We start from the raw sequence: 24,052 nt of genomic DNA on the forward strand, positions 1-24,052 counted from the left end.
CTAGTGAAAATAGAAAAATCTAATATATTTCCACATTTACAAAGTCTCTTGCTGATAGCAATTTGTTTGTTTAGAAGTGTAAAGGTGTCAGGTTTTCCAATATTTCCAATTTTTGTGGTTGGGTTTTCATTGATTGTTTTTCAACAATCAAATAATTTAAAGGAATTAGTAGGGAGAAATAAAGGATTAATTCTTTTTCTTCTAATAAATTTAATTTTGCTAGTTATCTTTTCTACTGAGGCTACTTATGTTGGGCACGCAATTATATTACCACTGTTCTTGGTAGCATTACGTGAATTTTTTCGAGAGATTTCATTATGTTCAATATTTCGAAAGTATCTCTACTATTCGATAAGAATGGTAGCTTTGGCTATACTTATTCCTTTAGCAGTTTATCTTATACAAAATTTTGATGTAATCATTAATTATATTAATGATTATAGTGATTTTTCTACTTGGGAGAATAGAGGAAGAATAATAGTTAATGCAAGACCATTTTTTATTAATTCAAACGCAGCCACTATAGAGATCGTATTTTTTATCGTAGCAGGTTCCCTTGTAGAGCTATTCTATGGAAATAAAAAGAGTGCATCTTTAGTCTCACTTATATTGATGATTATCTTAAGAGTGAGAAGCTTGTTTATTTCTATGATTTCAGTAGTTGTGTTAAATGTTCTATCTAAGAATAAATCAAGAAATTTAGATGTACTTATTGCTTCTTCGTTATTGGTGTTTCCTGTAATTATATTCTTCTTACCGATTCAGTTATTGAGCGGTAGGCATTTAGGAAGGGAAGTATTTTTAAATGAGTTAAACTTACTACCTAATGGAATTGGATTTTCTGCAAGAGCTTTAGAGGTTTACACTTCAAATTCAGTTAATAATAATCTGGGCTACCCCGTAATGCGAGTATTTGATAATATCCACTACGAGTTAATAACAGATTATGGAATAATTTTATATGCTATTTTTTTAGGCTTCTTTGTACTGAAGTTTTTGAAAGATAGGATTTCTATATACAATCCCTCTCTTGTTTTTTTCTTTGTAACTCTATCTTGTAGCTTTGGTAGTAATTTCTACCCTATTTATATTTTTATTTTATTATTTTTGAATTTTAATAGTGTGAAAGAGAAAGAGTTTATCTCTTAACTTTCATTCTAAGTAAGAACGGTATTAAGCCGATAAAGTTAAAAATATATGACATAGCAAAATAAATCGTGAATATGTCAGAGCCATTGTCTATTCCAATCCCTTTTAAGAGTTCTGAAAAAGCAAAGTTTCCTGTCCCTAGTCCTTGTATTGAGATTGGAAGCAGTGAAATAAATATACCTGTAGGAATAACTGTAGAAGCTTCTAATACACTATTAATAGGTAATTCTAAAGAATAATAAATAATGAGTAAAAATGTTATTATGTTTAGAGATTGTATGATTAAACTAAGTATCACTAGCTTTGTTGATTTGATAGGATTACGAAATAATCTTATATAGTAGTTTTTGAAATTAAAAGCTCTATTAAAGATGAACTGGTTTTTAATATTTAATACATCAATTATATAGCGATAAACTACTTGTAATAAATTTAATATTTTGAATCTAAAAAGAAATGCAGTAAAAAATAATATCGTAATTATAGAGAGAAATATAAGTAATTGATTACTATCAAAACTAAGTGAAAATAGTATATATGATACAAGTGTAAGAATTACTAAGGATACTAATGTTAAAACCTTAGTAAATATACTCATGTAAATAATGTCATCTTTAGATTGATATTTTTTTTCTTTTATTAATTCACTGATTTTATAGACTTCACTTGCAATGCTTACGGGTAATATACAACTTACAAAGGAAGCAGACCAAGTGATTTGATTAATATCCCATGCTGAAAGGTTATTTTTATTTTCTAGGCCAAGTAGGATTTTTGCTCGTATTGCACCAATATATTGTTGAATAAAAGTTAAAATAAGAAATAAAGCAATCAGAGTTTTATTTGAAATTCCAGATTTAATTAAGTCTATATTTATATTTCCATTGTTATAAACTAGATACAAAAAAGTGATAAGAATAATTAACTTAATAATAATAAAATTTTTTTTAATAAGTTTTAGTAGTTTACTCATGTCTGCTTCTAAAATGAAAAATAAAATTATCAAGTTGTAGATAATTCAAAATATAACTAAAATCGGCCATTTTCTTTATCGGATTAAAAAACTTAGATCGATTCTCTTTGTTCACATTAAGTATATGAACAAACTGTTGACCATTTTTCCTAGCCAACCGATCCGAGTTCAAGAGCACCGAACCCATCGCACCTTCAAGTTGTAAAAACTCACCTTTTTGATTTTTGATCAAATCAGGAAGTGCTATTTTATAATCTTTAACCGCATTAAAATTAACGAGTACTAAATTCGTATTAAAAAAAGCATCATCGTCTTCTTCGCGTAATCCAAGCTTTTCAAAATACTCTAATTGCCCAGCTTGTTCAGCTTGGGCTTTTTCAATAATTGTAAGATAGGTTTTATCGCCCTCTGTCTTAAGAGCGATTTGACCACCTTTCATATCTCTTTCTGTTTTAGTCGTTGTAACCATAACAACTGGTATATTCTCTGTGAGCATCCAATTAACGATGGCACGATCTGGAGTTGAGCTTAAGTCTTCACCATTTCCAATACAGGCAATGACATTTTCACCTTCAGGCCTTGGTCCTTTAAAAACTTCATAACCAAAGACACCGTGTCCAGCAGGGGCAAGTCGTTCTAGTGAAAGCTCACCATTCTTAATAGTTGGAAGCTTTTGTTGAATGACAGAGTCGAGACGAGAGAAGTTATCATTTAGAAGATGTTCATACTTTTTCCACATTTCATCGAGGATTGGTTTCACATCATTATTAACTAGGTCCTGTAGGACCACTTTCTTAAATGAGCTTGTTTTCTTTGATGCTTGAATAATTTGAGCTTCCGCTAAGCTAATTGCACCGAATTCCTCTGTCTCAATATAGAGGTCAGTGGATTTTGAACCAGGTGTTGAACGGCCATATTTTTTTAAGTAGTCCGAACGATCAAGGCTTGAGCCAAGCCCTCCATGCATCTTTCTTAGCCAAAGGGTGCAGTCAACGACTTCCTTTGTAGAATAGCGTTGTTTGATGTCTTCATATGAATGAAAAGGAAGTTCATCGCGAAGGAGTTTTCTTGGAGCTATCGCAGTAGGGTAGACTCCTGTGTCATTTTCTGGGGTCGCAATTGTTAAGTGTTCAGTTTTTTCATTTAACTGAGAAAGCAAACCCTCAAAATATTCGAGCTCGATCGGATTAGTAATAAAATCTTTTAAATTCATAGGGCTAGAGTATGGCATAGAATTAAAGAAATTTTAATATTAAAAACTACGTGTTAAATTTATATAATGATGATTTCAGCAACAGTGATCACATTCAACGAAGAAAGAAATATCGAGCGATGCCTGAAATCACTTGGTGGACTGGTTGATGAAATTGTCGTGGTCGATTCATTTTCGACTGACCGCACACAAGAGATTTGTGAGTCATTTGAAGGTGTTCGATTTATCAAGAATACATTTGAAGGTCATATCCAGCAAAAGAACTTCGCCATTTCTCAAGCAAGTCACGATTACATCCTTTCTCTCGATGCTGATGAGGCCATCTCAAGCGAGCTTCGTGATTCTATTTTGGCAATTAAAGATACGCTTGGTGATTATGACGGCTATAATTTTAATCGTCGAAATTGGTATATCGATCGCTGGATCTATCACTGTGGTTGGTATCCAGATCGTAAGCTTAGAATTTTTCATAAAGACAAAGCCAAGTGGGGAGGAGTGAACCCACACGACATTATTGAGATGTCTCCAAACTCCAGGACTAAATTTCTTGATGGAGATCTTCTGCACTATACTTACTTTTCAATTGAAGAACATATTGTGCAGCAAGACAGATTTTCGACAATAGCTGCGAAAGCCTATTTTGACATGGGTAAGAAATCGACAATGTTTCAAGTTGTAACGCGCCCCGCTCTTGTTTTTCTTAGAGATTTCATTCTTAGGGCCGGATTCTTAGATGGTGCCCGTGGCTTTATGGTTTGTTATATCAACGGACTTTATGCTTTTCTAAAATATGCCAAGCTTCGCGAACTTTGGCTTAAAAAAAGAAATTAAATATTCATTAGAGTGCATATTTTTTATGCTCTAGACTGCATATTTCCAGCGTGAAATTCAGACTTATGCACACAAGTGAATATTTTGTGAATAAACTGATGTTATATGCACTTAAGTGCATAGTTTCATAGATCCGGTTTCTGATATTCACTCAAGGGAATACCTGACCACTTCATTATGCTCTTGAAGGAATAGTCGCACAAAAATTGATTCATGTTATAATTTAAATAAATCAATATCTGTTTTACGGATGAAACAGGGAGAAACTTAATGAGTTATGACAACTTAGACCTCGAGTTTTTTGAGTATGCCAAGACGGCAATCAAACAAAACGACTACTATGACATTGACCTAAAGGCCTTAAGAAAATCACTTGGCTTGAAGCAAACGGATCTTGTTGGAATTGACCAACCAGATGTATCTAAAATTGAGAATCGTCTTGATCTGAAGCTATCCACTTTGAATAGGTATGCGAAGGCTTGCGGGCTAGAAATGGAGATAGTGTTTCACCCTAAAAGTAACAAAAAAATTCTTATGTGATTTGTTGTAGCTAATAATTTCATGAAGTTATTCAATCTTTAATAAATGAGAGGTTTGCATATTAGTTCCTTTTAAAGGAGCTAATATGCCTACAATTTCAATGTTTTATGGAATTAAAATTTTCATGCCACCGATGGATCATAATCCACCGCACTTTCATGTAAAATACAATAAATATAATGCTATAATTGCAATACATACTGGTGAAGTATTGGATTAGTTTTGCTTAGCTGAGAAAGTAAGCAAAATACCAGGATTAGAATAATGGAATTAGCACCGAAGTTATTAGAAGCTAACAAAATTTCAAATACTAAAGTCGAACTTAGATATGAGAGCGGTGAAAAAGGTGTTATCGATTTAGCATTATACTTTAATGATGTTGACCTAACAGATCTACAACTTAATAGTGAATTCAATATTATTGAGTATTCTGATACTGAAATTGATTCCAATATCCTTTATTCAATACTAACGATGAAACCTATTACCCACAAAGATAAAGTAGTATTTGATCCTTCTCTTGGCCGCAAGGCGTGGAGTTAGTCTGACTGCGAAAAACTCTGGAAAATTGGTGCAATAGACGCTATCTTGAATCCCTAAGAAATTATGGAGAAATCAGTGAATCAACTTCCTTGGAACAAGTCGTTAATTATCATTCCAACATACAATGAGATCATGAATATCGAACGCATGATCGATACAATTTTTGAGAAATACCCAGAAGTATCTCTCTTAATTATTGAAGATGGATCTCCTGATGGAACGGCAGATGTTGTGAAAAAGAAAATGGAAACAAATTCAAATCTTCACATCATCGAGAGAAAAGGAAAGCTTGGTTTAGGGACGGCCTATATCACAGGATTTAAATGGGCCCTAGAAAGAGAATTTGATTTTGTCTTTGAAATGGATTGTGATTTTTCTCACGATCCTGATTCTGTAAAAGATTTATTGGCGGCAGCTCAAGAAAATGATCTTGTTATCGGTTCTCGCTACATTGATGGGATCAGAATTATCAATTGGCCATTTAGAAGATTACTTCTTTCTTACTGCGCTTCAATTTATACGCGTTTTATGACAGGAATTCCTGTTCAAGACACAACTGGTGGATTCAAATGTTTTTCTAGAAAAGCACTTCAAGCTTTAAACCTAGATGGAATCATCTCTAATGGTTATATTTTTCAACTAGAGCTTAATTATAAAGTGTGGGCCAAAGGCCTATCTGTTAAAGAAGTTCCAATTATCTTTTATGAGCGTCGTGATGGGCAATCAAAAATGGGTGGTGGAATTATTTTTGAAGCCTTCTTTAACGTTATTAATTTAAGGCTTAGAAAAATCTTCGGAATGCTATAGAGATCATATGAAGCAAGTATATTATATAAAGAATGCTTTAAAGTTTTTAGTGCCAAATTGTTGGTACAGAAATAAGGCCAGTAATATACTTAAGGCTTACGAAAGTTCAAAAGACACTTATATTGAAGATCGCGTAAATTATTATAATAAATTATCGAGCTCGTTTACGCTTCCCGAATCAGAAAACGAATTTAAAAAAGAAAAAAATATTCCTCGTACTTTAAAGATTAAGAATTTTAAGAAGTATGAAGGAACAACTTACTTCTTTGATATCTTGGATATAATTAGACATTTTCCACAAGAGTTAAGGTTTCGTTATGAAGCAGGAGATGTGACTTATGTTCCAGAACTTCCAACTTTTATTAAAAGTAGACCTGTATCAAATAACGATAATTCTATCGTTTTAAAACTGAACAGAGTTAGGCATTTTAATTTTATTAATGACACTCTTTCATTTGATGAAAAGAAAGACATTGCCGTCTGGAGAGGTGCAGCTCTAGTTCCTCAAAGAAAGCAGGTCGTGGAAAAATTCTATAACCATCCTCTTTGTAATATCGGACAAGTCTCTCCAATTGAGGGGAAGCCTTGGGAGAAAGAGTTTTTATCGATTGAAGATCAACTTAAATATAAGTTCATTATTTGCTTAGAAGGTAATGATGTTGCCACTAACTTAAAATGGGCTATGTCATCAAACTCTCTTTGTATTCTTTCTAAACCAAAATATGAGACTTGGTTCATGGAAGGAAGGCTCGTTGCGGGCAAACACTACGTTGAAGTAAAAGACGACTATTCAGATCTTGCTGAGAAAATTCAATATTATATTGAAAATCCAGAAGAAGCGAAGGCCATTATCAAGAATGCACACGAGTGGGTTGAACAATTTAAAGATGAACGCAGAGAGTTATTAATTTCTCTTCTCGTTGTAGATAAGTATTTTAACTATTCGCAATAAAAAACGTTAAACTTTTGATTTTATTGCACTCTTTTTTCTATGTTAAGAAAGTGTTAAGATAGTTAACTATGTTCTTCACTACAAAAGCACTTTGGTTTCTATATTTTTACTTTAATACATGGCTAATTTTAAAGTGGCGCTTATATAATTCGCTGCATATGTCAGACTATTTAGTTATAGCTGTAGGTTTTGGTTTAATATACCTCTACAGTGAAGCAATCAATAAGCTTGTGAAGCCAGCATTTCTTCGTATTCTACTAAGTATTTTTCTTATTTGTTTATACTATATTGCAGGTAAGTATCATTTTCGAGTAAAGACAAGCTTTGACTTAGTGGTTTTCATTTCAAATTTCAGAGAAACATTTAATGCTGCCAGTGGAGATGTAATTCTAAACACAATGAAGCTTAAAGATTTTTACGAGACTTTAGCACTTGTTCCATTACTTCTTTTTGCACAATTTAAATTCAAGGTTTTTAATCTTAAAAATCAAATAAGGCCTTTGAAAGGACTAGGGCTACTTACTTCATATCTTGCGTTGATTTTTGCACTACCATATCCATTTGGAGAAATTTCATATTCAGTAAAGTCTGTCGTGGAATCATTTAGGCCACTAGAAGCAAAACATACTTATAAGGTAGAAAGAGAGATATCATCTCATTTTCAAGAAGTGAGAAAACCAAATATTATTTTAGTTTCAATGGAATCCTTTAATGGCCTCTATATCAATAAGAAAACGAATAGCGGAAAAGAGATTACTCCAGTCTTTAATTCATTGTTAAAAGAAGGTCTATCAATTGATGATTTTTATGGAAACTCAGTACAAACAGTGAAAGGACAATTTGCAACATATTGTTCTCAAGTACCTCTTATTAGAGGTAAAGCTTCATATCAACTCGATAATACTTTGATAAAATGCCTACCAAAAGTATTTTCTGAAATTGGTTATCAATCGTACTTTCACAAATGTTTTCAAGATTTAAGTTTTGATAATACTCATAACTTCATGGTTGATATTGGCTTTGATCACGTCCTTAAAACAGATATGTCACAAATGACGGAATATGAAAAAACGCACAATGTTTGGGGTTGGGGTGTGCAAGATGATATTTCTTATAAGCAATTTGTAAAAAACATTAAGAATATTACATCAAAGAGTAATAAACCGATTTTTGCTACAATTCATACGGTATCTCATCATATGAAATTTGGTAATGTTCCAAAAGAACAGCGTGAACTATTCCCTGAACAAAGATCGAAAGAAGAAGCATTTCTTAATTCTTTAAATGTATCAGATAAGTATCTAGGGACTTTAATTAAGGAATTAAAAGCAAATGGTTTATATGATAACTCGCTAATCATAATTACGGCCGATCATAGTTATCCTAATGGTGAACATGGATTCTATGATGCACAAACATCTTACTTTCAAGAGTTCTTTAAGATTCCTTTTCTAGCTATATGGAAAGGAGAAATTGCTCCTCAAGTTATTAAAGAAAAAACCTTTTCACAAGTTGATATCCTACCAACAGTTCTAGACTTAATGGGGATTTCAGAAAAAATCGAAACGGCCGGTGTATCAATGCTTAATGAGCAGGGATCGACTGCTTTACTCGTTCAACCATATAATGGTGTTACACTTGCAGCTGTTGAGTGGCCTTACAAGTTAGTATGGCAGAAGAAGTCTGATAGAAAGTTACTTTTTAATCTAATGATGGACCCAAGAGAAGAGAATCCTATTTCTGATAAGCCAGAAATTACAGCGAAGCTTTGGGACAAAATGGATTACATTATCTTTAGTGAAAATCGTTTTTTGAATTTAAATTCAACAAAGAGAAAATTACTTTCTGCTAGTGAGTGATGCTTCCTCTATTTTAGGAGTAAGACTTCTTAGAAAGTTATTTGTCTTTCTTTCGTAGCGTTCCAGTAATGTTTTTTCATTTGAAAAAAGATTCACTCCAACACCTAATTGATATTTGATTCCAAGAGCATGTAAAAGAGTTGTTCCTATATCGAGGGTAGAAGCAGGCTTGAGATTATTCACATTCTGTTTTTCTAAATTATAGAAACGTAACAAATTTCTGCGTGGGATACTTTTAAGTAGATGACTCGCAGTTGTTTTTAGGGCCAAGTGGTCAGAAGCTAATATGATTAGTGTTTCACCATTATCTTCTTCAAGTACCTGTTTGATGAAACTAGCAATATTGCTATCAGAACACTTAATTGCATTTAAGTATGGGTTCTTACCATCTTCATATTTTAAATCACATAAAGGTGATTTGTGTCCCTTTGGATAATGCGTATCAAGTGTAACTAAGAATAGGCCAAATGGTTTGTTTTCACTTTTTAGTTTTCGATATCTTTGAAAGCTTTCTTTAAGTAAGTACTCATCATAAACACCCCACTGACTAAAGTACTTATCTTCTTTATATTTTTCTTTAAAAAAGCTAATACCAGTAAGATTTTTGAAGCCATGATTAGTATAGAACTCTCTTGTACCTGCAAAGTCTAAGGCTCCACCTTGTATATAGTGAAGATCATATCCTGCGTCTTGTAACTTATTTCCAAGGCAGCTAATACCTCCCATGAATTCGCCAGTAATTGATGGAACGGAAAAGACACCACATTGTGAGGCAACCATTCCCATCATTGTTGAGCCTGTACCGTAGACTTGTTCTACATTTGTGAAGTCGAGATAAGTAGAGTCTTTCTTTTTTAGTTCTGTTACTAGGCCAGGAAAGATCTCTTCATTAAAAAATGTTCTTTCAAAACTTTCTGCGTAAATATAGATGAAGCTCTTTGGTTTTTCAGAGAGCACGACTTTTGAATTATTCTTTAACTTTGAAATACTGATTGAATCGATTTCAGCAAAATGAGTATATGGCCTAAACCACTCATAGAAGTCACTTGTTGTTGGGTTGATCAAAATAGCGATAAGTCCAACTATTGTTACAAAATAATTATTCTTAGTTGTCGCCTTCTTACTTGCAATAAATACGAGAACCATTGTTATAAGGATATAGAGTAGTCCAAGTAGTAATTGCGGTATGAATTCTCCGTAACCTGTACCTTCCCAACTTGTTAGTAGTTGAAACTTTACGACTTCATTTACACCTGCACCAGTTAAACTATTTGCTACATAGTAGCCAGCGATAAAGAATGTGTTGATTAAGATAATTGGTAGAGAGATCTCGAATCTTTGGCCCTTTTTCATGGCCAAAATATAGTAATTAACGAAGAAAATAGTGGCCAATGCAAGCATAAGGTACGCGGGTCCTTTTCGTGATTTCAGTAATTTATTAAAATCTATGTATTTATTTTATAGTGAGTGCTTCGTATTTACAAAGATTTAGCGCTTTCTTATTCCACATTGAAATGATTCATTTCATTTTTGAAAAAATCGAGAAATTTCACTTATGAAATTTTATTTATGTCTCATCAAATACTTAACAATAAGTTTTATTAATAGTTTTTACAGTGTTCATAAATTCTATTGGATTCTGGTGTATGAAGAACTACTAAACAACTTTGGGAAAATATAGAGAGAGGAGAGCAAAATGGATAAGGTTTTTCTAGAAAGACCTTCGGTAAACGAAGTTTTGCGGGACAAGATCAGAAAGTACAAAAAAGAGCATTCCCGCTTAAGTAGCAATCAAATTGCTAGAAGGCTTGGACTTCCACCTTCAACATTTCACCGCCTTGAAATGGGCGATGTTAAAAACCCTGGCCTCGATATTTGTGTCACAGTCCTCAATGGCCTGTGCTCAAAAAAAGAGACTGCGGAATTCGTGAGGGAATACTTCCCTGAGGTGCATGAGAGTTTGTATGGGCATTTTCAGGAAACGGCGAGTTTAAAAGAACAACTGCCAACGACTGATAAGTATTTTCAGGAAATTGCAACTTACAAGATGATGTTGAGAGCTAATTCGAAAGCAGGATTAAGTGAAAACTTTATTCTTCAAGAGTATGGAAGAGAAGGCCATAAAGTGTTTATGAAGCTAGCTGCAGATGGTGTATTTATCAATAAAGATGGACGTTTTTATCTAAATTTAGAGGATACAACATATAGCCTTTATACATCTGCGAAAATACAGTCGAATATATATAAAGAAATGGCTGATGAAGCGCTCGTTACAAATAGAAATAAGCAATGCACTAATTGCTTATGGGTGGAGTCTATAAATAAAGAGAAGGTCGTTCCTCTTTTAAATGAATTAACAGCTGAGTATAACTACAACATGAAAAAGATTATGATGGATCCGAATAATGTCGGAGAAGATCTAATTGCTTACTCTGCATTAGTTAAACTACTTTAGGAGCTCGTATGAGAAAAATTATATTATTTGTATTACTATTTAACCTAAATACATTGGGACAAAATTTTACAGCACGTGGTGGCGGGACTAGTACGACGGATTGGGACCTAAGAACAGGGTCGGGAACATCTACAGGTGATTGGAAGCTTTCTAATGTCATTGAATTGAATAGTGGAGTTATTAGCGGAGATGATACTTTAAAGCTTTCAAGTCCAGGTGACTTCAATTTTGATTCTGTAAATGATCGATGGATCTTAAAAACAAGAGGCCGTATTTTAAGTGTAAAGACTATTGAACTAGTAGATAAGTATAGTATTAAGCAAGATGAAGTTACAATTACAAAAGACAATATTTTGAATAATTATAAAAGAAGTATTCCTAAGAAAATGTTAGAAAGACAGCTTAAGAGGAATGTTAAGTTTAAGAACTATATAATAGGCGATTTTGAATATTAAGAAGGGGGGAGCTTTTGCTCCCCTTTTTTAATTACAACTTATATTATCAATTGCTGAAAATTCTTTCGTATCACCAATATATAAATATTTAATCTCAGTTTTTAGATTGTTTGATAAATTAGTGATATTTCTTCTTGTATCAATTATTTGTTCAATAGTTGTTAGTTTATTAATATCAACAGAACTGAGGTAATATTCAGTTTCTAAGAAGTTTATATTCTTATTTGTATCAATTTTTAGTAAGTGAACTTTTTCTTTTGGTATGAATGTTTGGTAGTTAGTGACTTTCAGTGTGCTCTGTTCATTGAGTTCTTGTATTTTATTGTTAAAACTTAATTCAGAAATTGAATCTGGTAATATCTTATTAATCCCCTTTTTAATACAAGTTGTTTCTAGTTTAAACTTCAAAGGGTTATTACTATCAAAGTGAATTTTTTGGATTGTTTCATCTGTTTCAAATTTTGGATATTCAAATAAGATCATCGCGTAAATTGATACATCAGAATCAAGAGGTAGAGTTAATGAAATTTGATCAATCTTAGATATTACATCAATTTCAACTTTATCACCCTCAAGACTAACACCCTCATACAACGCAATCTCTTCATGCTTCTTAGTTAGAAAGCCAATAACGTTTCCGTCTTGAGAAATAAGTGAGCCGTCTTTTACACCATCACAGTTTTTGATGTTAAGAAGTTGGGACTCGTTGTCGAATGAGTTGGCGTAGGCAAGTGAAGCGTATGTAAGTTCACAACTTTGTATTGTAAGGACTCCAAATTTATCAAAGCTTAGTAGTTCTACAGTTTGATTTTCAGCATCTGGAATTGAGATTGATGCTTGAGTTTCAATTTCTTTAGAAGTTGTGAGCTTTAGTACTTTGTCATCAAATTCGTTGGATAGAGTCTCTTCAACAGACTCGACCTTGATGATCTCACCGGCCGTTGTTTGGACGTGAAATGTATTGTTAGGTTCGGCGCAGTTTTGTGAGATCAGAACTTCTGTTGCTGATTGAACAATTCCGGCACAAGTTACTGATTTGTCGTTTGTTTTAACCGCAACAATCCCATCTGGGCAGTCATGGCCTTCGCAGAAATTTCCAACCTTGGCATTAAGAATGACCTTGTCTGAATGACCATCTGTTGGTTCGAACTGAGTCGTACTTGGCGTGTTGGTGCTTAAGAGCTTCTGGGCATCCTTTGAGCATGAAGTCACTGAGAAGGCTAAGATTAAAATAAGTGGTGCGATTAACTTGTTCATGAATTTAATTTAGCGAAATATTCAATACAAGTGTTGTTTAGTGAATTTTATTTAGAGGGTGTTAAAAGTATCGACGTACTTTTATTGCTATTACTAGTTTGGTTGTATTTGTAAGTTCTTGAAATTAAATAGGTTGGTGTTGTTTTGTAATTTTTCTACAATTATGAACACTTAAAGTTGTAGTAAATGTAAGGATTTTTTGGCCAAGTACAACAGTTGTTGTAGCTGTAACTGTTTGATATCTCGTAATTATTACCGGTAATCCTTTCTTTCTACAACTTTTGCACTAGAAAATTGTAGAAAAAGAGATACAATACAGCTAATGGACAATTCAAAAGACTACGAATTTTTAAATACACCACTTTGGCTAAAATACACTCATGAGAGGTACACTCCTCTCGATGATATTAAGTATAGGCTTGATAGTTTGGGTGTGTCTCTAAGAGATTGGCCAGAGGTCAAGGGGACAATTCAGCGCTTGCGAAGAGCGAGTTCAATACCACTATATGTGGAAGAAATTGATAAGAAATTTTGGTTTTATCCAGCAGATTGCATCAATAAAAAACTCCATCAAATTGAAAGCTTGGGTGGATCTTTATTTGATTTAATCCAGCGTCATCAAAATTTTAAGCAAGAGTTTTTAATAAATGCTGCAGTTGAAGAGGCCATTACATCTGCCATCTATGAAGGTGCAAATAGTACACGTTCAAAGGCTAAAGCACTCATCTCGTCTGGAGAAAAACCAAAGGACAAAGATGAGTATATGCTGATTAATAACTACTTAGCGATGAAGTGGATTAAGGAGAACGTTTCAAAACAGGTTTCAAAAGATCTCATTTTAAAAGTACATGAAATTGTTTCACAAAATACATTAGAGGGCGACGATGCGAACTTTAGTGGAAAGTTTAGAAACAACAAAGTATATGTCGGAACACACGAAGGTATCGATTATACAAAAATTGAAGATACTATTGATGAAGTGATTGAGCTCACAACAAATAATCCACGTTATCTTCATGGGTTGATTAAAGGAATTCTCCTTCATTACTTTACTGCATATATTCACCCTTTCTTTGATGGAAATGGGCGTACAGCAAGAACACTATTCTACTTTAAGGCCATGAAGAATAATTTAAAATTTGTTGAGCTGCTCTCAATTTCTGCAAATTTAAAGCAACATAGTAAACGTTATGAAAAGTCATTTGACCTCGTTAAAGAACACCAATTAGACCTGACTTACTTCATTGATTTCTGTCTTGATTCACTACTTTTGTCACTTAAAAAAGTTCAAGAAAAAGTGAACTTCCTAATCACTATTTCTGAACTCATAACAAGAGATGGCCTTAGTGAAACTCAAGTTTCTCTCTTACAGAAAATGGCGTTAAATAAATACAAGGCTATATCAATTGAAGAATATGCTTTAGATATAAATAAATCTCGTGAGATTTCCCGTAGAGAGTTGAAAGATCTTAAGGTCAAGGGTTATGTTTTTGAACATAAACAGGGAAAAAAGTTTGTCTATAAAGTTAATAGTAAATACTTAAAAGAGGCTATTTCGTTAATTAAGAATTAAGCCTTTAAGTTATTGATTGTTCGAAAAGTATCGCCGTACCCTACAAAAAATTCTCGATGCAGCGCTTACGTAAAAGTCTGCTGGAACCATATGATTAGATATGTTATGAAAAGGCATGGAAAATCAGGCTTCTAGAGATATTGCTTATATGCAAATGGCGCTTAATCTAGCGAAATTGGGTGAGGGAACAACTTCTCCCAATCCGATGGTTGGTGCTGTTATTGTAAAGGATGGAATTGTACTTGGAAAAGGTTGGCATAAAAAGGCCGGGCTTCCACATGCAGAACCTGAAGCAATTACTGATGTTGCCAAAGAACAAAAGGGCGAACTTAAGGGTGCAACTATTTATGTAACGCTTGAGCCTTGTTGTCACACGAATAAAAGAACTCCTCCATGTGCGCACGAACTTTTAAAGCACGGTTTTGCTCGTGTTGTTGTTGCTTGTCTTGATCCAAATCCACAAGTTGCTGGAAATGGAATTAAGATTTTAGAAGCGGCGGGGATAGAGTGCAAAGTTGGCGTCCTTGAAGAAGAATCGAAAGAGCTTAACCGCATCTTTTTTAAATCGATGCAAAGCAATCTTCCGTTTGTTCATCTTAAACTTGCGCAAACTCTTGATGGTAAGCTTTCGACGATGACAGGTGACTCAAAGTGGATTACAGACGAAAGCGCTCGTAAGATGGTTCACGCTTTTAGAAAGAGATATGACGGTGTCATGGTTGGTCGCAAGACTCTTAATAATGACGATCCAAGTTTAAATATTCGTTTTGGCCTTGATGATAGTGGCAAAATTCCATATCGAATTGTAATGGGTTCGATTTCAAAGATGGACCCACTTTCAAAAGTCTTTAATGACCAGCACACGAAGAAAACGATTATCGTGACAACGGGAGTAGACTATCAATCTGCGCCAGATGATGTCGTGAAGTTTTTTACTGAAAAGCAGATTCGCATTGTATTTGCTAAGTGTGAGAATAATGAAATTGTTATCGAAGATGCCATGGCACAACTAAAGGCCATTGGTGTTCAATCAATTCTGGTTGAAGGTGGCGGTATGCTTGCCTCGACAATATTGAAAAAGCAACTTGCTGATAAGATGACAATCTTTGTGGCCCCGAAAATTTTAGGGAATGGTATTGGTTACTATGATGAACAACTTGATTCCATGGCCGATGCTTTAAATTTTAAAAATGTAGAAGTTAAAAATATAGGATCTCAAGCAATGTTTGAGATTGATACGAGGTCATAGTGTTTACTGGACTAGTTAAAGAAATTGGAAAAGTTGTGAGTGTACGCTCTAATGCTGAGGGGAAACTTATTGAAGTAAGCTGTAAAGAGCTTCTCCCTGAAATTGCCATTGATGATTCAGTTGCTATCAATGGTGCATGCCAGACGGCCGTGAAAATTACGGACTCTACTTTTGTTGTGCAAACAGTACATACGAGTTTGGAGAAGACGACTCTTGGAAGTCTTAGGTCTGGTGAAGAGGTGAATCTAGAGCTTGCTCTTCGTGCAAGTGATCGACTAGGTGGTCACATCGTTCAAGGTCACGTCAATGATGTTGGACAAATTGTTCAAATTCAAAGTCGCGGGAACAACTACCTTGTGACGATTAAAGTTAATTCAAAGCAAATGAAATATATTGTGAAAGAAGGATCAATAACAATTGATGGGATTTCACTAACTGTGGCGGACGTCTTTAAGGCCGATTCGTCATTCCAGCTATCTATTATTCCACATACTTGGGAGAACACAGTTTTAAGAAATCGCAGTGTTCAGAGTTTGGTGAATATTGAAGTGGATATCCTGGGAAAATATATAGAAAACTTGCTTTTTAACGGTGCTAGACGTAGTAATGGAGCAAGCACACAAAATTTGGAGTCATTTCTAAATGATTAAATTTGATAAAATTGAAGAGGCCATTGAAGATATTCGTCTTGGGAAGATGGTCATTGTAATTGATGATGAAGATCGTGAAAACGAAGGTGACTTTGTTATGGCGGCAGACCGTATCACACCTGAAGCAATCAACTTTATGGCCACGATTGGACGCGGGTTAATTTGCGCACCAATCACGAAAGAGCGTGCCAATGAATTAGATCTTCCACTTATGGTGAAAGAAAACGATTCAGTACATCACACAGCATTCACTGTTTCTATTGATGCTGCAAATGGTGGAACAGGAATCTCGTGCCAAGATCGCGCCCTTACGATTTCACTTCTTGCTAATAAGAATTCAACGGCCGATAGCTTTATGAGGCCAGGTCATATTTTTCCACTGATTGCAAAAGACGGTGGAGTTCTTGAAAGAGATGGCCACACTGAAGCCGCTGTTGATATGGCCCGCATTGCTGGTTGTTATCCGGCAGGTGTTATCTGTGAAATCATGAGTGCAGATGGAACAATGGCCAAAGCTCCTGAGCTTGCTAAGATTGCCCAAGAGCACGGTTTAAAATTTGTAACGATTAAAGACTTAATTAAATATAGAAAAGAAGCACTTGGTGAAAGTGCTGAAAATTTAGGAGAAACACATGCCTAGAAATCTAGAAGGTAACTTAAATGCATCTGGAAAGAAATTTGCTGTTGTAGCTGGACGTTTTAACGAACTAATTACAAGCAAACTATTAGGTGGTGCAATTGATTGCATTAAAAGACACGACGGAAACGTTGATGAAATGGATATTGCTTGGGTACCAGGTGCCTTCGAAATTCCTCTAATTGCTCAAAGACTTGCAGCTTCTAAAAAATATGATGCTGTCATTACTCTTGGTGCTGTTATTCGTGGATCAACTCCACACTTTGACTTTGTTTCAAATGAAGTTGCTAAAGGGATTTCAAAAGTATCACTTGAGACAGGAGTTCCTGTAACTTTTGGTGTTCTTACAGTTGATACAATTGAGCAAGCGATTGAAAGAGCAGGAACAAAAGCTGGAAACAAAGGTTGGGAAGCTGCGATGTCTGCAATTGAAATGGCGACGCTTCTTAAATCAATCGACTAATTAATTTTGAAAATATAGTAAAAGAAAAGGCCACTACGACAATGGCCTTTTTTATTGGAAAAAAACGAAAAAGATACAAACTCTATCGGTGTGTGGTGATGAGCTTATGGGCCTAAGTTATAGACTATCATCACCAATGTCAGGTTAATAAAGATAAATAAAAATCTAATTAAAAGATCGAATGATAAAGAAAAATTGAAGCTGCACTCGCAGCATTTAAGTGCGCCACATAATTTGTAATAGGAATAAAGAGCTTCTTATCACAGGCGTCAATAACTTCACGATCCATACCATTACCCTCATTTCCAATAATTAAGGCAACTTTTTGCGGATACCTAAAGTCTGTAATCGGTAAGGCACCCTCTTCGTTGGCCGTAGCACAAACTGAATAACCAAGTTGTTGAAGTAAAGAAATGTCTTCAATAATGTTAAGTGACTTACATATATTCGCTTCAAATGCATTTCCCATTGATACTCTAATACAACGTCTTAGATAGGGAGAAGCACTCTTCGCATCATAAATAATATTATCAAATCCAAAGGCCATTGCTGCTCTCGTCATCGTTCCAACATTTTCAGGTGACGTAACACCGTTAAAGATAAGAATCTTATCGCCAAGCTCATCAATCTTTTTAAGGCCATTAGTTCTAACCTTAGCAAGTATTCCATGATGGAGTTTAAAGCCAGTGATTTCTTCTAGCTCTTTCTTATCTTTTATTAAAACATGCTTACAGTTTTGATCGATTAATTCTTTGTTGGCATCGTAGAACTCTTGAGTCGCAATGATCTTTTCAACTTCGTGATTAGAACGAAGTGCTTTGCAAACAACCTTTTCTGTTTCAGCGATACAGTAATCATCTTTAATAAGATTCTTATCCTTTAAATTATAAAATTCTTCAAAACCATTTATCACTTCAGAATTTCCTTTAAAAATTTACCAGTATGTGACGTCTTAATTTTCGCAATCTCTTCCGGTGTTCCTGTACCCACAATTGTTCCACCTCGGTGTCCACCTTCAGGGCCGAGATCAATTATTTGGTCAGCGACTTTAAGTACATCTAGATTGTGTTCAATAATAAGAACAGAGTTATCGCTTTCAACAAGTTCATTGATTGCTTTCATAAGAACCTTAATATCTTCAAAATGAAGACCTGTTGTAGGCTCATCAAGAACATAGAGAGTATGACCTTTCGTTGACTTTGCAAGCTCTCTTGCCAGCTTTAGTCTTTGCGCCTCTCCACCAGAAAGTGTTGTAGCTGGTTGACCAAGAGTCATATATCCAAGACCGACATCATTCATGGTCTTTAGAATTTTACCAAGTCTTCGGTGGTTCTTGAAGAATTCGTATCCTTCTTCAATTGTCATCTCAAGAATGTCAGCGACTGACTTTCCTTTGTAGAGAACAGAAAGAGTTTCATTATTATAACGACGTCCATTACACTCATTACAAGTTACATAAACATCTGGTAGAAAGTGCATCTCAATTTTTTGAGTTCCATTTCCTTCACACTCTTCACAGCGCCCACCTTTAACATTGAAGCTAAAGCGTCCTGGCTTATAGCCGCGAATTTGTGATTCACTTGTTGCGGCAAATAGCTTTCTTACATCATCAAATAGACCCGAGTAAGTTGCAGGGTTTGAATGAGGTGTACGGCCAATAGGTGATTGGTCTAATTCAATAACAGTTTTGATTTTTTCTAGGCCAGTAATTGATTTGTAATTGGCCTTTTCATATATTGAGCGGTTAATGCGAGTTAATTTACTCTTTACTGCAGGAATGAGAACTTCGTGTACTAGAGTTGATTTTCCCGAACCAGATACACCACTGATACAAACGAGTCCTCCAAGCGGAAAGTCCACGTCGACTTTCTTTAGATTATTATGTTGAGCGCCTCTAAGTTTGATGAACTCATTAAGCTTGCGCCTCTCACTAGGAACTTCGATTTTAACTTTGTGGTTTAGGTAGTCGGCAGTAAGAGATTTCTTCTTTAAGAAATTTTTAGTTGTCGCATGCGCAACAATCTCTCCACCGTGAACACCGGCCCCTGGTCCCATATCAATGATATAGTCACTGGCCTTCATTGTATCTTCATCGTGTTCAACAACGAGGACAGTATTTCCAAGATCACGCAGCTCTTTTAATGTATGAATCAGTCTTACGTTATCTCTTTGATGAAGTCCGATACTAGGCTCATCTAAGACATAGAGAACACCTGAAAGAGCAGAACCAATTTGAGTGGCAAGGCGAATACGTTGTGACTCACCACCACTTAAAGTTCCAGCTGAACGGTTAAGTGTTAAATAATCAAGGCCTACATCATTTAAAAATTTAAGACGTGAAGTAATTTCAATCAGTAGCTTGGCACCGATCTTTTCTTTGATACCTTCTAACTTTAAATCCTTAAAGTATTCATAAGTTTCACTAAGTGGTACTTCACAAAGTTCAATGATATTTTTCTCACCAACTTTCGTGCTTAAAGCAATTGTATTAAGACGACGGCCATTACACTCAGAACATTTTTGAACACGCATACTCTTTTCAAGTTCAGAGCGCACTCTTTCAGAAGTCGATTCTTGATACTTCTTATCGAGCCAGTTGATTAGGCCAGGGAATGGTTTTGAGAATTCAAAGACAGAATTTTCTGATTTGAACTTATAGGTATAAACCTTATCAGTACCTTCCGTTAGGATTTTAAATATTTTCTTTGGCATTTTTGAAAGAGGAAGTTTTAAATCAAAACCCTCTTCTTTAAGCATGCACTCAACCATCTTGTGAAGGAAGTTATTCTTCTTAGTTAAAAGTGGAATTGCTCCCTTAAGAACAGGTAGAGAGTCATCAAAGATAATCTCGCTAAGTACAAACTCTTTTGATTCACCAAGTCCGTTACACTTTCCACAAGCACCAACAGGTGAGTTGAAAGAGAAGAGTCTTGGTTCAAGATCAGGGAAAACTTCTCCTGTTACATGAGACATATTGATCTCTGAATATGTATGGTATTCATCATCAATCATGACGTGAATAATTCCATTTCCAAGTTTAAGTCCTAGTTCAACTGAGTCAGTTAAGCGCTTTTCAATATCGGCCTTAACAAGGATACGATCGATAACGACTAGGATTTCATCAGATGCTTTAAGAGATTTTATCTCGCTACTATCAAGAAGCATGATTTCATCATTTACGATAAAACGAGAAAAGCCCATCGATAGGTATTTTGCCATCTGCTGTTCAAGTGCCTTCTTCGTTTCATCAGTTATTTCTACTGTAATATGAAGTTTTGTTTTCTCCGGTAGATCCATAAGATCACGTGTGATCTGTCCTGGTGTGTAGCTAATAACTTTTTCACCATTGTTTGGATCATAGAGATCACCGACTCTAGCAAAGAGTACTCTCATATAATCATAGACCTCAGTAATAGTACCTACTGTTGATCTCGGGTTCTTGCTTGTTGTCTTCTGGTCAATGGCAATGGCCGGTGAAAGGCCAGTTATTGATTCAACATCTGGTGCTTGCTGCTGGCCAAGAAATTGCCTAGCATAAGATGAAAGAGATTCAATATAGCGTCTTTGTCCTTCGGCATAGATTGTATCAAAGGCGAGGGAGCTCTTTCCCGAACCAGAAGGACCGGTAATAACAGTCAATTGATTCTTGGGAATATCAATCGTGACGTCTTTTAAATTGTGAACACGTGCTTTTACGACTTTAATTTCATTGTTCATTTTTTATAACCTTTAAAGCTAACTTTAAAACATAGTAGCAGCCCATATAATTGGCACAATCTTTTCCATAGAGATCAAAGGCCGTACCGTGATCAACACTTAGACGAAGATAGGGCATACCTAAGGTGATATTAGCACCCTTAGATTTAAACATCGTCTTAAATGGTGCAAGACCTTGATCGTGGTACATATAGACGTAGAGCTTATCACTTGCAAAACTATCATTTAGAAAGAGACCGTCTGCTGGTAGAGGGCCAATAATTCTCTCATCGATATCGAGTTCTTTAATTGCTCTTATAATCTCTTTTTCTTCGCTACCAAGAATACCACCTTCTCCGGCATGTGGATTAATACCAGAAATAATGACATCATTTAAATGGCCAAAATATTTTTTGTAATTATCAACACAAATTTTAATCTTGTTGTGAATAAGATCATGATTTATTTTTGTGGCCACATCCTTAAGAGGAATGTGATCGGTAATTAAAAGTACATTGGCATCATACGACTTAAAGAACATCACAAGATTTTCATTTTGATATCTCTTGCGAAAGTATTCAGTGTGTCCTGACACAGGCTTGCCTTCAAAGAATAATTCATTCTTTGTCGTAGGCATGGTTACTAAAATGTCATTAGGCCCACAAAGATCACAAGCTTGCTCAAGGGCATTATGTGAATAGGGGCTTTGAACTAGTGTATGATTTAATTCGGCAGGTAATTGATTTTTAAATTCTTCACCAACAAAGAGGTGGAATTTAGACTGCTGACTTGATGATAGAAGGCTCCAAGCTTTTAAAAAAACTTCAAGTCCTATTCCTCTTTCATGGCCAGCAGTAACATAGATCATTTCTTCTATAATGTTTTTACATAGTGATTTGCTTTTTCGCGTTCAAACCACATTCTTGTAACTTCTTTTGCTTTTGCTTCATATAGTTGAGCTCTAATTCGATTCTTAGCATTTTGAAATAGAGAAGATTCAACAACATCACGAGTTTTTACATAGAAGATATGTGTTTCACCCATCATATTAATTGGTTGAGTGAATTGTCCTTCTTGTGTTTTATTGAGAAGCTTTTGTAACTCTGCAGTTAGGCCATCGGCCGTGATATCACCAAGAGTTGAAGTTTCAATTGAGCCGTACTTACTTGGTAGGGGTCCACCTTTTTGGAAAGACTCCATAGTCTTTTTAAATTTAGAGTAGTCTTTCTTTGTGACAATTGATTCATCGATTGAGAAGTCCACAAGAGTATAGCGATAAGAAACAGTCTTATTATTTACGTTTTCCTTGAAGAACTCGTTCTTAATTTCTTGTTCACTGACAGAGATAAGAGGGATGATTACAACTGAGTTGAAGTGGTTAAACTCAATGGCCTCTTTATTTAGTTCAAAGAACTCTTCAAAGTTTGTATTTGATTTCTTTAAGAAGGCGATAAGGTCATTTCGGCTAAGCCCAAGTCTTTGCTCTTTTCTCTTAATCTCTTTTTCTACAGTTGAGTCTGAAATCACATATCCCTGCTCAGCAAGAGTTGAACGAATGATATATTTTCTAATAATAAGATCAGCGACTGCCTTATCCGTATATTTCATATCTTTCTTGTAGATAAATGGTGAAATATTTTGGCGAATAGGAAGTGATTTCTTCACACGCTCGATCATTGATTTTGTGATGACGTGTTCATCAACTACTGCCGTAATCTTATCTAATAGTTTTGTATTCTTTGCTTGTAAGTTTAATGTTGAAAAAAGTAGGGCCAAAAAAAGAAAAAGCCTCATGAACACCTCTTATTACTGTTCTTTCATCGATGAAGTATAGAACAATAATTTATCGTGCCCATGAGGCTTGTGCAAATTATTTAATCTGAATTACTTTAGATTTTTGTCTAAAATTTTAATATTGGCTTTTTTACGTAAGTCTGCGAAATAATCTTCAATAATTCTATCGCGCTTCCTGTCATAAACAAACTTCTTGTAAGCGCCCATATTGATCTCTTCGTACTTTTTCACACCAAGAACCTTAATTACATGGTAACCAAGTTGAGTACGAACCGGACGTGTAATAAATCCATCTTTCTTTCCCTTAATGGCCGCAAAATACTCTGGTGCCATAAAGAAAGCTGGTTGATATCCTACGTCACCACCAGTATGAGCGTTTGGTGATTGTGAATACTTATTAGCTAATTCAGCAAATTTAGCTGGCTCTTGAGTTACTTGCTGATGAATTTCGAAAATCTTCTTTTGAGCAGCATTAATTTCATTTTCTGATGGAGCAACTCTTACTCTTAGTAAGATATGTGCTGTACGATACTCTGGATATTCACTATAGAATTTCTTTACATCTGCATCTGTTACTTTAATCTTTTGGAATTCACCTTCTAGATCTTTTGAAACTTGAGCATTGAAGATGACTTCTTCTAGCTTTCTAACAACGATAGGGTCTTTATCAAGCTTTGCTTTCTTGGCCTTTTCAACACCTAGCTTTTTGTTGATTAGGTCTGTAAGAACTCTCTTCATCGTTACAGGATCATCAGAAACAACATACTTATTTAGTAGGTATGCTTGGTCTAATTCTTCCTTCGTGATTTTTTGACCATTAACTTCAGCTACAACTTTCTTTGGTGCAGCTTCAAGTCCTAGTGCAAGTAGTAAAACTAAGATGATTTTACCGTACATATAGATATCCTTTTCAAATTATAGAAATCAAATTCTTAAACTATATCTAATTGTACCAA

The 24,052-nt window shown here is 34.9% G+C and carries 23 protein-coding genes and 1 pseudogene; 15 read left to right on the top strand and 9 right to left on the bottom strand.

Going from position 1 to position 24,052, the window contains the following annotated elements:
• Window positions 1–3: 3 nt before the first annotated feature.
• Entirely contained in the window at window positions 4–1,149 is a 1,146-nt protein-coding gene (locus tag ABMA72_RS09550) for a hypothetical protein (RefSeq protein WP_393056948.1), read from the top strand.
• Here the strand turns inward: ABMA72_RS09550 and ABMA72_RS09555 are convergent.
• Both ABMA72_RS09555 and ABMA72_RS09560 read right to left on the bottom strand, forming a co-directional pair.
• Window positions 1,139–2,122 carry a lysylphosphatidylglycerol synthase domain-containing protein gene (locus ABMA72_RS09555; protein WP_393056950.1) on the bottom strand — a complete coding sequence of 328 codons (984 nt, stop codon included), beginning with the start codon at window positions 2,120–2,122 and terminating at the stop codon, window positions 1,139–1,141. The genes ABMA72_RS09550 and ABMA72_RS09555 overlap by 11 nt on opposite strands.
• Window positions 2,115–3,335, bottom strand: a complete 1,221-nt coding sequence (locus tag ABMA72_RS09560) for a UTP--glucose-1-phosphate uridylyltransferase (protein ID WP_393056952.1) — start codon at window positions 3,333–3,335, stop codon at window positions 2,115–2,117. The genes ABMA72_RS09555 and ABMA72_RS09560 overlap by 8 nt, the downstream gene beginning before the upstream one ends.
• A gap of 66 nt (window positions 3,336–3,401) precedes the next feature.
• Here ABMA72_RS09560 and ABMA72_RS09565 point away from each other — a divergent pair, with 66 nt between their 5' ends.
• From ABMA72_RS09565 to ABMA72_RS09595, 7 genes are all read left to right on the top strand, one after another.
• Entirely contained in the window at window positions 3,402–4,166 is a 765-nt protein-coding gene (locus ABMA72_RS09565; protein ID WP_393056953.1) for a glycosyltransferase family 2 protein, read from the top strand.
• A 270-nt stretch (window positions 4,167–4,436) separates the two neighbouring features.
• A complete protein-coding gene (locus ABMA72_RS09570; RefSeq protein WP_393056955.1) occupies window positions 4,437–4,706 on the top strand; it encodes a helix-turn-helix domain-containing protein in 270 nt (89 codons plus the stop codon).
• Window positions 4,707–4,806: 100 nt separating this feature from the next.
• Window positions 4,807–4,926 carry a DUF4160 domain-containing protein gene (locus ABMA72_RS09575; protein ID WP_393057083.1) on the top strand — a complete coding sequence of 40 codons (120 nt, stop codon included), beginning with the start codon at window positions 4,807–4,809 and terminating at the stop codon, window positions 4,924–4,926.
• Between the two features lie 44 nt (window positions 4,927–4,970).
• Window positions 4,971–5,249: a hypothetical protein gene (locus ABMA72_RS09580; protein WP_392989051.1), complete on the top strand. Its 279-nt coding sequence runs from the start codon at window positions 4,971–4,973 to the stop codon at window positions 5,247–5,249.
• 75 nt (window positions 5,250–5,324) lie between these two features.
• Window positions 5,325–6,056 (top strand): polyprenol monophosphomannose synthase, encoded by a 732-nt coding sequence (locus tag ABMA72_RS09585; RefSeq protein WP_392861331.1) that lies wholly within the window; start codon window positions 5,325–5,327, stop codon window positions 6,054–6,056.
• A gap of 7 nt (window positions 6,057–6,063) precedes the next feature.
• Window positions 6,064–7,008, top strand: a complete 945-nt coding sequence (locus ABMA72_RS09590; protein ID WP_393056957.1) for a glycosyl transferase family 90 — start codon at window positions 6,064–6,066, stop codon at window positions 7,006–7,008.
• A 158-nt stretch (window positions 7,009–7,166) separates the two neighbouring features.
• A complete protein-coding gene (locus ABMA72_RS09595; protein ID WP_393056959.1) occupies window positions 7,167–8,867 on the top strand; it encodes an LTA synthase family protein in 1,701 nt (566 codons plus the stop codon).
• Here ABMA72_RS09595 and ABMA72_RS09600 read toward each other — a convergent pair.
• The gene (locus tag ABMA72_RS09600) at window positions 8,847–10,220 is read right to left on the bottom strand and encodes a sulfatase-like hydrolase/transferase (protein ID WP_393056961.1); all 1,374 of its coding nucleotides are present in this window, start codon (window positions 10,218–10,220) and stop codon (window positions 8,847–8,849) included. The genes ABMA72_RS09595 and ABMA72_RS09600 overlap by 21 nt on opposite strands.
• A gap of 343 nt (window positions 10,221–10,563) precedes the next feature.
• On the opposite strand from ABMA72_RS09600, the gene ABMA72_RS09605 reads away from it, so the two are divergent.
• Window positions 10,564–11,322 (top strand): hypothetical protein, encoded by a 759-nt coding sequence (locus ABMA72_RS09605; RefSeq protein WP_392910837.1) that lies wholly within the window; start codon window positions 10,564–10,566, stop codon window positions 11,320–11,322.
• Window positions 11,323–11,330: 8 nt separating this feature from the next.
• Entirely contained in the window at window positions 11,331–11,777 is a 447-nt protein-coding gene (locus ABMA72_RS09610; protein WP_393056963.1) for a hypothetical protein, read from the top strand.
• Between the two features lie 27 nt (window positions 11,778–11,804).
• Here ABMA72_RS09610 and ABMA72_RS09615 read toward each other — a convergent pair whose 3' ends face one another.
• On the bottom strand, window positions 11,805–13,034 hold the full coding sequence (locus ABMA72_RS09615) for a hypothetical protein (RefSeq protein WP_393056965.1): 1,230 nt from the start codon (window positions 13,032–13,034) through the stop codon (window positions 11,805–11,807).
• Between the two features lie 322 nt (window positions 13,035–13,356).
• Between ABMA72_RS09615 and ABMA72_RS09620 the strand changes: the two genes are divergently transcribed.
• From ABMA72_RS09620 to ribE, 5 genes and pseudogenes are all read left to right on the top strand, one after another.
• A complete protein-coding gene (locus ABMA72_RS09620) occupies window positions 13,357–14,607 on the top strand; it encodes a Fic family protein (protein WP_393056967.1) in 1,251 nt (416 codons plus the stop codon).
• Window positions 14,608–14,722: 115 nt separating this feature from the next.
• Window positions 14,723–15,856 carry a bifunctional diaminohydroxyphosphoribosylaminopyrimidine deaminase/5-amino-6-(5-phosphoribosylamino)uracil reductase RibD gene (gene ribD, locus ABMA72_RS09625; RefSeq protein ID WP_392861319.1) on the top strand — a complete coding sequence of 378 codons (1,134 nt, stop codon included), beginning with the start codon at window positions 14,723–14,725 and terminating at the stop codon, window positions 15,854–15,856.
• Complete coding sequence (locus ABMA72_RS09630) at window positions 15,856–16,506, top strand: riboflavin synthase (RefSeq protein ID WP_392861318.1); 651 nt, start codon at window positions 15,856–15,858, stop codon at window positions 16,504–16,506. Before ribD ends, ABMA72_RS09630 begins: the two co-directional genes overlap by 1 nt.
• Window positions 16,499–17,098: pseudogene (gene ribB, locus ABMA72_RS09635) on the top strand (3,4-dihydroxy-2-butanone-4-phosphate synthase); the annotation flags it as partial. The gene ABMA72_RS09630 and the pseudogene ribB, both read left to right, overlap by 8 nt.
• Window positions 17,099–17,138: 40 nt before the next feature.
• Window positions 17,139–17,606, top strand: coding sequence for a 6,7-dimethyl-8-ribityllumazine synthase (gene ribE / locus ABMA72_RS09640; RefSeq protein ID WP_392861316.1), 468 nt, complete (start codon window positions 17,139–17,141; stop codon window positions 17,604–17,606).
• 169 nt (window positions 17,607–17,775) lie between these two features.
• On the opposite strand, the gene ABMA72_RS09645 is transcribed toward ribE, so the two are convergent.
• The 5 genes from ABMA72_RS09645 to ABMA72_RS09665 form a co-directional block, all read right to left on the bottom strand.
• Window positions 17,776–18,519 carry a TrmH family RNA methyltransferase gene (locus ABMA72_RS09645; protein ID WP_393056969.1) on the bottom strand — a complete coding sequence of 248 codons (744 nt, stop codon included), beginning with the start codon at window positions 18,517–18,519 and terminating at the stop codon, window positions 17,776–17,778.
• Entirely contained in the window at window positions 18,516–21,323 is a 2,808-nt protein-coding gene (uvrA, locus tag ABMA72_RS09650) for an excinuclease ABC subunit UvrA (protein ID WP_392861312.1), read from the bottom strand. Before uvrA ends, ABMA72_RS09645 begins: the two co-directional genes overlap by 4 nt.
• Window positions 21,313–22,170 carry a PdxA family protein gene (locus ABMA72_RS09655; protein ID WP_393056971.1) on the bottom strand — a complete coding sequence of 286 codons (858 nt, stop codon included), beginning with the start codon at window positions 22,168–22,170 and terminating at the stop codon, window positions 21,313–21,315. Before ABMA72_RS09655 ends, uvrA begins: the two co-directional genes overlap by 11 nt.
• Before the next feature lie 5 nt (window positions 22,171–22,175).
• Window positions 22,176–23,096 (bottom strand): hypothetical protein, encoded by a 921-nt coding sequence (locus ABMA72_RS09660; RefSeq protein WP_392861308.1) that lies wholly within the window; start codon window positions 23,094–23,096, stop codon window positions 22,176–22,178.
• A 90-nt stretch (window positions 23,097–23,186) separates the two neighbouring features.
• Complete coding sequence (locus ABMA72_RS09665; RefSeq protein ID WP_393056973.1) at window positions 23,187–23,993, bottom strand: peptidylprolyl isomerase; 807 nt, start codon at window positions 23,991–23,993, stop codon at window positions 23,187–23,189.
• Window positions 23,994–24,052: the final 59 nt, after the last annotated feature.

It is taken from the genome of Halobacteriovorax sp. CON-3, from assembly GCF_043196995.1.
In the GTDB taxonomy this organism is placed as follows: Bacteria; Bdellovibrionota; Bacteriovoracia; order Bacteriovoracales; family Bacteriovoracaceae; genus Halobacteriovorax_A.